Below are 6,692 nucleotides of genomic sequence, written 5' to 3' on the forward strand. Positions count from 1 at the left end.
GTCAGACGACGGTGCGACGTAACGTCGGCAGACCAGGACAGGGACACCGGACACTGCGCCGAGGGGCCGACGGAAGGGTGGGTGTGGTGGTCGAATCGTTGTCGTTCGACAGTGCGAGCATGGAGGCCACGGAGGAATTCCTCTCCACCGCCTACACCCCGATGCGCATCGGGAAATCGGTGGCGGACGCCAGGGCGCGGATCAGCCGCCAGGCGGCGGGCCCGCTCAGCGCAGACCGGCTCTCCTTCGGGTTCGACATGGCCTACGACGCCGAGAGCCTCGGCCGGGTGTGCCTGATCAGCCTGCACGCGGGCACGCTCGTGGACCGCACGGGAGGCGAGGAGACGGTGTTCGGGCCCGGGGAGACCTTTCTGATCGCCCCGCCGGACGCACCGTACCGGGGGGAGGTCCGCAGCGCCCGGTACACCATCGCCATGTTCGACAGCAGCCTGCTCGACGCGGCCGGGGCCCGCGAGGTCGACACCCGGGGAAGGGCGCCGCTGCGCCTGACCGGGCTCCGCACCGTCGACGAGGCGGCCAACCGGCAGCTGGGCGCGGCGGTCGCCTACGTGCGCGACCACGTCCTCGACAACCCGGCCGCCTGCGAGCACGACCTGCTCCTCACCACGGCGGCCCAGCATCTCGCGGCCGTGACCCTGGCCACCCTGCCGCACACCGCCCGCACGGGCCCGGCCCCGGCCGACCGCACCGACGCCACCCCGGTCACGCTGCGCAAGGCCATCGGCTTCATCGAGACCAACGCCGAGCGGGACATCTCGCTCGCGGACATCGCCGCCGCCGCCTTCGTCACGCCGAGGGCGCTGCAGTACGCCTTCCGCCGCCACCTCGACACCACACCGCTGGCCTACCTGCGCCGGGTGCGCCTGGACGCCGCCCACCGGGCGTTGCTGGCCGCCGACCCCAGCACCACCACGGTGACCGAGATCGCCATGCGCTGGGGCTTCGCCCACCCGGGGCACTTCGCGGGCCTCTACCGCGACGCCTACGCGCGGACACCGGGCGAGGCGCTGCGCCTGCAGGCCTGAGCCACCCGGAGCCCGCACCGACCGCCCGGATCCCGGCTACGCCGTCCCGCGCTCACGGCCCTGCCGAGGCGGCTACTGCGGACCGGCGAGCAGCTCCTTCATCACGTCACCGGCGGTGGCGGCCACGGCGTCGTCCCGCAAGCTCGGGTCGTGCGGGATGTACACCCGCAGGACCCGGTCGGCGGTGACGGTGGCCAGACGGTAGTCCCGTGCGGACAGAGCGCTGTCGTCCTTCGTCGACTGGAAGGCCTTCTCGCCGAGCGCGACGGGAGGCTTGGACACCGTCCCGGTGTCGTTCTTCTGCCAGTCCGCGTAGAACTGCTGGGCCCGCTCGGGGGTTCCGAAGGTCAAGGTGTCGAAGCTGACGGGGGTGTCGGCCCTGGCGCCACCGGCGAACCAGAGGGTGCACGACTGCGAGGAGAACGTGTCCGCGGAACCGGCGTTGTACTGCTTCGCCTCCCCCTCGGGCGCCCGCGACTGCCTGCCGAAGAGCTGCGCCAGCTTTCCGCTGTCGATGTCCTTGCACTCGGCGGGCACGGGCCAGCCGGACGTCGAGGCGGCGCTCGAGGCGGTGCGTGCGGCGGCGCTCGGGCCGGCGGGAGCGGCCGTGGGGACGGGGGAGGTGTTCCGCGGGACGTCCTGCCCCGAAGCGCTCTTCCCCGCCCCGGGGGACAGCACCACGGCCGCCGTGGCCACCGCTGCGGCCACCACGACCGCCGCCCCGGCGACCAGCGCGTTGGTGCGCCTGCCCGGCGCCGGTGCGAGCGCCGGGTCCTGCGGCAGCATCGTCGGCTCCGGCACCGTCGGCTCCGGCACCGTCGGCTGCGCCACCGTGGGGGCCGGCGCCGAGGGCTGCGCCGGCACGGTCGGGGGCGGCACGGTCGCAGGGGGTGCGGGCGGCGCCGGGTCCTCCGTGCGCTCCGGTGCCGCGTCCAGGTTGAGCAGCTCCACCGTCCGCCGGCTGATCTGCGCCATCAGCGGTGCGGGGAGCCAGCCGGCCGCGACCAGTTCGGCGGCCCCGCCGGGGGCGAGCCGGGCCGCGACCTCCTGCGGGGTCGGCCGGGCGGCCGGGTCCTTGGCCAGGCAGGCCTGCGCCACCGCGCGCAACTCGCCGTGCAGGCCGCCCAGTTCCGGTTCACCGTGGGCCACCTTGTAGAGCAGCGCGGCCGCGCTGTCCGCACCGAACGGCGACCGTCCGGTGGCCGCGAACGCCAGCACCGCGCCGAGCTGGAACACGTCCGAGGCCGGACCGAGCGGTCGGTCCTGCACCTGCTCCGGCGACATGTAGCCCGGTGAGCCCACCACCACCCCGGTACCGGTGAGCGAGGACGTGGCGAGGCTGTCCATCGCCCGCGCGATCCCGAAGTCGATCAGCACCGGACCGTCCGGCGACAGCATCACGTTCGACGGCTTGAGGTCGCGGTGGATCAACCCCAGCCCATGGACGGCCGCCAACGCCTCCGCGAGACCGGCCACCAGCGCCCGCCCCCCGTGCCCGGGCAGCGGCCCGAACTGCGCCACCGCCTCGGCCAGCGAGGGCCCGGCGACGTAGCCCGTGGCCACCCAGGGCTCGGGCGATTCGGTGTCCGAATCGAGCACCGGCGCCGTCCACGCGCCCCCGACCTGCCGCGCCGCGTCCACCTCGCGCCGGAACCGGGCCCGGAAGCCGGCGTCCGCCGCCAGCTCCGGCCGCACCACCTTCACCGCGACGGTGCGGCCCCCCACCGTCCGCCCCAGGTAGACGCAGCCCATCCCGCCCGCGCCCAGCCGCCCGAGCAGCCGGTACGACCCGATGACCGACGGATCCTCGGCCAGCAACGGCTGCATCGCCGCGCACCCCCCGATAAGCCTTCGCCTCCCGGCCACGGCACCCCGAAGCCGCCCAGAGCCTAGCGGTATCCCCCGGGGGCTCCTACGGCCCGCTCGACCTCGGCCCTCCTTCGAACGGGCGGCAGCGCGAGGACCGGCTGCGCGTCGGCAGGACCGGGCCGGTAACGGCCGGCGGGCCGCCGGCGGCCGGGGGGTCGACCGCCGAATCCGGGCGGGGGGTTACCCCCCGTGAAGACGGCGGCCCGCCCCAGCGCGCGGCGGGCTGCGCCCAGGTGAAGATCGACTCACCGAACGCCGCGGGCCGCGGTGTTGCGTCGAGTCGAGGAGTGATCACAACGATGGCAGGCACCAAGGGGATCGGGCGGCGCGGACTGCTGACGGCGGTGGTGGCCGCCGCGGCCGCACTGGTCCCGGTGGCGGCGGTCGCCGCGCCGGTGACGCCCGGGGCGGCCACCGCAGCCGCGGACCCGGCCGCGTCGCAGCGTTCCGCCGTGGTGCGCGCACTGGACGGCGTCGCCCAGCCGTTGCGGACCACCGAACCGGGCGGCCGCACCACCGACCTGCGCGCCCTGGGCGCGATGATCGGCGACGCCAAGGTGGTCGGCCTGGGCGAGGCCACCCACGGTTCGCACGAGTTCTTCGCGATGAAGCAGCGGCTGTTCCGCTACCTCGTCGAGGAGAAGGGCTTCACCGCCTTCGCCCTGGAGACGAGCTGGAGCAGCGGCCTGCAGATCGACGAGTACGTCCAGGGCGGGCCCGGCGACGCGCGGCAGATCGTCAAGGACGCCCTGGGCAAAAGCCCCTGGGACCGCGAGGAGTTCGCCGATCTGATCGCCTGGATGCGCGAGTACAACCGGAGCCACCCGCAGAACCCGGTCCACTTCGTGGGCGACGACCTCGGCCTGCCGAGGCTCGGCGACCGGATCTTCGACCAGGTCACCTCGTACGTGCGCGGGGCCCGCCCCGACGTCCTCCCGCAGCTCGACGGCCTCTACGCGGGCCTGCGGCCGCTCGACGACGTCATCGCCTACCTGAAGAAGCCGCTCGCCGAGCGCCGGGAGAACGCCGCCAAGGCGCAGCAGGCGCTCGACCTGGTCACCGCGAGCGGCGCCGGCGCCTCCGACGACGCCCACGCGTGGGCGGTGCAGCACGCCCGGAACATCGCCGAGACCTTCGCCTTCGCGACCCTGGACATGTCCGACCGGGACTCGGTCTCCGCCGCGGAGCAGCTGCGCGACCGGGCGATGGCGGACAACACCGCGTGGTGGCAGCGCCACACCGGCGGCAAGGTCCTGCTGTCCGCGCACAACGGGCACGTCGGCTACCTGGCCACCGACACCTTCCTGTACCCCGAGCCGCAGGGCGCACGGCTGCGCGACACCTACGGCCGCGACTACACGGCGATCGGCTTCACCTTCGACAGCGGCTCCTTCCTGACCAACGACGCCGTCCTGACGGACGATTGGAAGACCGTCACGGTGCCGGCGGCCACACCGGACATGAACGAGTACACCCTCGACCGGGTCCGCTACCGGGACTACTACGTCGACCTGCGCACCGCACCCCGGGCGGCCCGCGACTGGCTGGACACCTCCCGCCCCACCTACGAGGCGGGCTCGGTCTACATCAGCGACCCGAAGCCGCAACTCGCACTCGGCCGGGCCTACGACGTCCTGATCCACCTGCACCAGGTCACCCAGGCAGAGAAGTTCTGACCCCGCGGACCACCCGGGGCGTCCGTCCGGTGCTGCCCCAGCCCCCGCCGGGGCACGCACCGGACGGACGCCCCGGACGGCGGCCACGAGACCGCCCGCACCACCGCGGCCGACCGGCTCGCCGAATGACAGCGCGCACCCGGCCACACCGCCGAGACCGGGGCCGAGCGCGACGACCCCGACCGCGGCCGAGGCCAAGCGGCGCCGGCCTGGATGCCGCCGCCCCCGCCGAGACGATCGCCGGCGAGGCGTTCCTCGAATTCGCGGACTGCCGGGACGTCGTCCTGCGGTGTCCGGTGAGCGTTCCGCTTGGCCGCTCCGAGCACCACGGGTCGCTGCCCCGCCGTGCCGGGATGAATGCTGGCGCGCCGGTCGCCGACCGGGGTCCGGCTCGCAGGGCAGGCGCGCCTCGGTGCCGCGCGCTCACGGGTTGTACACGGTGATGGGTGTGCGTGGGGGTCGGCGTCAGGCCTTCGGACCCTGGGATGCCTTCGGACCCTGGGATGGTGTGACCTCGCAGGATCGATGGCCACCGAGGACCCCGGATCATTTCTCCAAGGCTGCCGCGATGAGGTCGAGGTCGGTGAGCAGCGCGGCCATCCGCTGGGGCGGGATCGCCTCCACCATGCGCCCTTCGACGGCGTAGACGGCGGCTTGGACCGCGGCCAGGCGCCTGTGGCCTTCCTCGGTGAGGTGGGCGGGCCGGACTCGGCCGTGGTCGGCGGTGGTGGGGCGAGTGATCAGTCCCGCTTCCTGCAGGCCCCGCAGGACGACGTTTCCGGACTGCCGGGTGACGAAGGTCGCGCGGGCGAGGTCGGAGTTGGACATGCCGGGGTGCAAGGCCAGGAGTTCGAGAGTGGCGTACTGCGGCACGGTCAGTCCGTGCTCGCGCAGGACCTTGTCCATGGCGCTGCGCAGGGCGGCCTGAGCGCGTTTGAGCAGGTAGCCCACATGGTGGGTGACGTCCTTGGCGGGGTGGGGCGGCTCGGCCCACGGGCTCTCCATCATGTCAGCATTTTGACATGTGGTTCTCGGGATCCTAGTCTCCAGTATGTCAAAGTCCTGACATCAAGGATCGAGGAGCACCCATGCCTGCCACCATCGACGGCCCCGACTTCGTCGCCCTGCAAGTACGCGACGTGCAAGCGGCAGCAGCCTTCTGCGAACAGCACCTGGGCCTGCGCCGGGCCGCCGTCTCGCCGCCCCACGCGGTCGTGTTCGACACCAGGCCGACCCCGTGCGCCGTCCGCGAACTCCTCCCGGGCGTCGACCTCGCCGACACCGCACACCCCGGCCTGGGCGTGGCGCTCTGGTTCCGAACCACGGACGCCCACCGGCTCCACGACCAGCTCACCACCGCCGGGGTCAGGATCCTGACCCCCATGACGGACAGCCCGTTCGGGCCGATGTTCTCCTTCGAGGGCCCCGAAGGCTACACACTCACCGCCCACGGAGACTGACCTGGACTGGACCTCCCCCTCCCTCACCCCCGCCGGGGCCCCACACAGCGGACACCCCCTCCCGCCTCGGCCCGCAGCACCAGGAAGTCGGCTACGTCTCCGCTCTCTCTCCCAATCTGCGCGCCCCAGCGGAGCGCGGCACATCGACTGAGGCCGCACCGGCCAAGCCCCCGCGACACCGACAATCCGCGGCTTCCACGGACTTCTGGCCCTCTACCGCGCACAGCCCCAAGTGGCCAGCTCCGTAAGGCGATTGCCCCTGGGCCCCTTCTGGAGGTTGCTACTCAGGGCTGCACCAGGCGGTGCCCCACGAAGCGGTGTCCACACAGCCCAGCGCCCCTCGGTCCACAGATCGACGGGTGCCGACCACCTCTCCCCGGACCCCTGGCGGTGCCAGGTGAAGTCCAGACGGGCGGCGATGCCTACAAACCCGCCCGTTCGCCCGCACCTGAACGGAGCAACGGGCGGCGCTCACCTGCCGCCGCCCCAAACCATGCGCCAAGCCAGCGCTCGGCCTTCACCCCAGCTCTGCGCCGGGACCCTGGCCAACCGGCAGCAGGCCGTCGCGGAGCTGTCCGCCGACTGCTGGTGCGGCCGGTGGTGCCGGGAGGTCCGCGACGACAACGACGACGGGTGGCGCG

At 73.5% G+C, this 6,692-nt stretch carries 5 protein-coding genes; 3 read left to right on the forward strand and 2 right to left on the reverse strand.

Annotation, left to right across the window (positions count from 1 at the left end):
• Positions 1-119 precede the first annotated feature (119 nt).
• Positions 120-1,046, forward strand: coding sequence for a helix-turn-helix transcriptional regulator (locus IF30_RS50425; RefSeq protein ID WP_030245160.1), 927 nt, complete (start codon positions 120-122; stop codon positions 1,044-1,046).
• Positions 1,047-1,118: 72 nt separating this feature from the next.
• On the opposite strand, the gene IF30_RS42325 is transcribed toward IF30_RS50425, so the two are convergent.
• Entirely contained in the window at positions 1,119-2,873 is a 1,755-nt protein-coding gene (locus IF30_RS42325; RefSeq protein WP_107054571.1) for a serine/threonine-protein kinase, read from the reverse strand.
• 341 nt (positions 2,874-3,214) lie between these two features.
• Here IF30_RS42325 and IF30_RS0132495 point away from each other — a divergent pair, with 341 nt between their 5' ends.
• Entirely contained in the window at positions 3,215-4,591 is a 1,377-nt protein-coding gene (locus IF30_RS0132495; protein ID WP_030245164.1) for an erythromycin esterase family protein, read from the forward strand.
• 546 nt (positions 4,592-5,137) lie between these two features.
• Here the strand turns inward: IF30_RS0132495 and IF30_RS0132500 are convergent.
• A complete protein-coding gene (locus tag IF30_RS0132500; RefSeq protein WP_030245165.1) occupies positions 5,138-5,599 on the reverse strand; it encodes a MarR family transcriptional regulator in 462 nt (153 codons plus the stop codon).
• 80 nt (positions 5,600-5,679) lie between these two features.
• Between IF30_RS0132500 and IF30_RS0132505 the strand changes: the two genes are divergently transcribed.
• Positions 5,680-6,051, forward strand: a complete 372-nt coding sequence (locus IF30_RS0132505; RefSeq protein WP_030245167.1) for a VOC family protein — start codon at positions 5,680-5,682, stop codon at positions 6,049-6,051.
• The last annotated feature ends 641 nt before the right edge of the window (positions 6,052-6,692 follow it).

The sequence above is a fragment of the Streptomyces sp. NRRL S-350 genome, from assembly GCF_000719705.1.
Lineage (GTDB): Bacteria > Actinomycetota > Actinomycetes > Streptomycetales > Streptomycetaceae > Kitasatospora.